Origin of the sequence: Wolbachia endosymbiont of Pentalonia nigronervosa, assembly GCF_014534705.1 — a bacterium.
Classification (GTDB): domain Bacteria; phylum Pseudomonadota; class Alphaproteobacteria; order Rickettsiales; family Anaplasmataceae; genus Wolbachia.
The window spans coordinates 1-3,290 of the sequence record NZ_JACVWV010000096.1 but is presented as its reverse complement, the minus strand read 5'-3'; the positions used below and the strand labels follow the sequence as shown (position 1 = coordinate 3,290).

Here is a 3,290-nt window from a genome sequence, read left to right as displayed (position 1 = left end):
CTACTTGTTTGTTGTTTTCGAAACGCATATAAATAGACATATTTTCCTCCTTCTTACTTCCAAATTTCAAACGTATTAGTAAATCCTGGGCATTGCCAAGCTTTAAGTGTTCTTTCTACATCTACCTCAAGTCCAGTGGTCAAAAAATTGCTGCGAAAATTGTATATTCCCCACTGCATAAATTGTGCATAATAGTTACCACTACTCGTGTAATAATATGGTGACGTGTAAAGTAAAATCACAACTGTTTTATTAGCTGGAATGACAACACTTCCTGAAGCTAAAAATCCACTGTTTGTGCTTCCAAGGTTATAAATATTTTTCCAGCTAATCGATGATATTTGTGCCTTATTAGTATTGGTATTATCAGGTGTTCCCACAAATGCTCCCATTCCTTCGTATCCTGAATACCAATGTGATGAACCAACAAAGTTTATTGTTCTTGTTATCTCACTATTTGTGGTGTTTTTTACAAATATTACTCCCAGCAATGCATATGGATAAGAGTACTCATTTGAAGAAACTACATAACGCGTATACAGCTCTCTATAGATAAATGTTCCATTTTTCCCTTGCAAGAAACTTAATTGTGGCGGTTTATAAAATGAAACATAACTTGTGTCATAGCTATGCGCACCTGTAAGCAAGCAAAACATGTTATTAGTTTTTTCTGTATTAATGTACCATTGTCCTAATTCACTTGTGAAATGACCATAACCCCAGCTATAGTCATTGTATCTGCTCAATATTCCAAACAGGAAAGGTTGTGATCCAGACTGAATAACCCCTCGGGACTGTACTTCCTTCATTATTGAAGAATCTTTAGGAAGGTCATTAATAGCTTTAAGTGTGTTTTTTATACTACCAAGATCTGTTGTGCTATTTATTGCAGCAATATTGGCATCTTTTTTGGTGTCAAGAATTGATAGGCTTTTTAACTCCTGGTCATTTATTTTCTTTAACGATTTTCCCTCCAATTCAGAGATTGCCGCTAACGCATTGGTTTTATTGGTATCTAATTTACTTAAATGACTTGTTGTGCTGTCAAGCAGTTCTTTCAATTTTACATCAGTCATCTGCACAATATCAAATACAGTACTCTGCCCGGCTATAGACTCTAATGCCTTGGCCAAATATGCTACCTTATCAGGCGTTGCATCTTGAGATAAATCCTTAATTCTTTGATGTAATGCGTATACTACTTCTTTTGCGATAGTCATCTCTTAATTTCCCCACAATTTTAACAATGTTTCAAAACTAAATCTTTCAAAGTTACCCTTCAGCTCATCATGTTCATTTTCCCCCCTTGTAATATCTTTATCCACCTTTTCAATAGTTTCACGAATACGTACCACATCTTGTACGGCAATATTTTCTGGGTGCGGCAATGGATATCCTCTCTTGGTCTTATCTTTTGGCATTGGTATTGTTTGAAAAAGTAGTGTTTTATTTCAGCTTTTCAATTTGTTCATTTGAAAGCCCAGTAGTCCTTGCGATAATATCCGTAGATATACCAAGTTCAATTAAGTTCTTAGCTATTTCTCTTGCACCTTCCTCTCTGCCTTCCTCTCTGCCTTCCTCTCTACCTTTTTCAGTAGCATCATCAAGCCTTTGAGCCCAAATACCCTCTTCTTTTTGAACGTTCATATCCATCTCTTCATAGGCTATCAGATCTTTTTCTTTCCAGCCGGATTTGTCTAATTCATTATATGCTAGCTTTATTATTGGTGCCCGTTCTGCTATTTTTTTTAAATCCTCATCTGTAGTTTCTGCTGCATACCGAAAGAAGAAACACCAACGCTCTATTATTGTCTCTAATTGGTCTACTTTGCTTTTTGAAAACTTAGGTAGTTCTATAAAAATAAACTGAAAGTCTTTTAAGTAGTGTCCATTGGTTTCTATATCACGTATACTGTGAGTCGAAATATAATACACATCTTCAGAAAATAAATTACAATTAGATATAGCGATGAAGTATACCTTTTGTAAATCGGAATATTTGCATGACTGTCTAGAGTAAGCTTTAGCAGCGTAAAGTTGTGCACGTTTTTCAAAGCCTTTATCTCTAGCAACTTGCATCTCAACCACAAATCTTCTCCCTATTGAATCCTTACATAGAATATCAACTATACTTTGTCTATCAGAAGCAATCTCAGGATTCATGATCGTGCTAAGAAATTCTACCTCTTGTACTACATCTTCTCCAGTAAATCCTAAAATATCATTTATGAAGTGAATGAGAATATTTTTGTTTTTTTCAGTACCAAAGATTAGCTTGAAAGTAAGGTCGTTCTTTGGATCTAGAAATTTTGAAAACGGCATAGCTTCAAATTTGTTAATATTATACACCATTAATGCAACATTTTCAATATTTTAATACATATTTTCTTTCGGTATATGCTAGTAAGTGAAATTTCATGTAACAATGACTCTCAAATTTTTCACTTTAGGGCGATATTGCACTGTACCACTGAGAACTAGCTTTATCCTGGTTTCATTGGCATTAAAGTTTGTCAGTATGTGAGTCCTCTCCACCCAGTTGTCACCGATAGGTTTTCCTGTTGTTAAATTAACTAGCTGCCATTCTCTTTTCACGTTTTTTTGCACATATGCTTTAACGTCTGCAGTGCCAGGTATTAATGCATCATAAGTAATGGTGATCTTCGTATTTGAACCTGCTGGAATGCTCCTGGTTACGTAATCTGCAGATTCTCCCACATTGCCAAGAACCAATTGTAAACCGGGGTAAAGTACCGGGCTTCTTTCCTTTGAGCCTTTTAGCGTTGTTTTTACAGTTAATTCTCCAGAGAGTCTTGAACGCAGTGCTAATGGCAGATTATCAGATAAAAAATGCTCTTTTCCATCCTGTTCAGTTAAAATAAACTCAGCATTAGTATCAAATGAAACTTTTTCAACGTTTGCCAGAGCAATTAAATCTGAAGTGTTATTTGCGGTAATCTTGCCAAGGTTAATTGTGGTGGAATTTTCAGTAAATTTTGCAGCTAACAGTCGAAAAGTTAAATCTAAATTTTGATGTGGAGTCCAAGTGCTGGCATTGCTTGATGAAAGTAACACTCCAACTTGATATGGCTGACTCGTTACCCAACGGCTGTTTACTGCATCATATTTTCCTAATTCCGCTATTTTAACTGCAGTATTTGGATCATCAGTTAGTAAAACAATAGCATATTCTCTGCCAGCTTCACACCAAACTGGTGACCAAGTGATACGTGTTGCTGTACCATCTACCTTTATATCTTTTGACTCAATATAACTTTCAGCAATTACTG

General features: G+C 35.5%; 4 protein-coding genes. All 4 read right to left on the bottom strand.

The annotated features are described in order from the left end of the window. Positions 1-53: 53 nt before the first annotated feature. The gene (locus IC220_RS06555; RefSeq protein ID WP_188153667.1) at positions 54-1,220 is read right to left on the bottom strand and encodes a hypothetical protein; all 1,167 of its coding nucleotides are present in this window, start codon (positions 1,218-1,220) and stop codon (positions 54-56) included. Positions 1,221-1,223: 3 nt separating this feature from the next. Further along, the gene (locus IC220_RS06550) at positions 1,224-1,421 is read right to left on the bottom strand and encodes a hypothetical protein (RefSeq protein ID WP_188153666.1); all 198 of its coding nucleotides are present in this window, start codon (positions 1,419-1,421) and stop codon (positions 1,224-1,226) included. Between the two features lie 25 nt (positions 1,422-1,446). Then, the gene (locus tag IC220_RS06545; protein WP_188153665.1) at positions 1,447-2,322 is read right to left on the bottom strand and encodes an Rpn family recombination-promoting nuclease/putative transposase; all 876 of its coding nucleotides are present in this window, start codon (positions 2,320-2,322) and stop codon (positions 1,447-1,449) included. A gap of 93 nt (positions 2,323-2,415) precedes the next feature. Continuing rightward, the coding region (locus IC220_RS06540) for a hypothetical protein (protein ID WP_188153664.1) at positions 2,416-3,290 on the bottom strand (875 nt) is incomplete at its 5' end.

What these genes read in the sequence shown, in the direction of transcription:
- IC220_RS06555 (WP_188153667.1), bottom strand. Translation starts at nt 1,220, where the DNA reads ATGACTATCGCAAAAGAAGTAGTATACGCATTACATCAAAGAATTAAG.
- IC220_RS06550 (WP_188153666.1), bottom strand. Translation starts at nt 1,421, where the DNA reads ATGCCAAAAGATAAGACCAAGAGAGGATATCCATTGCCGCACCCAGAA.
- IC220_RS06545 (WP_188153665.1), bottom strand. Translation starts at nt 2,322, where the DNA reads ATGCCGTTTTCAAAATTTCTAGATCCAAAGAACGACCTTACTTTCAAG.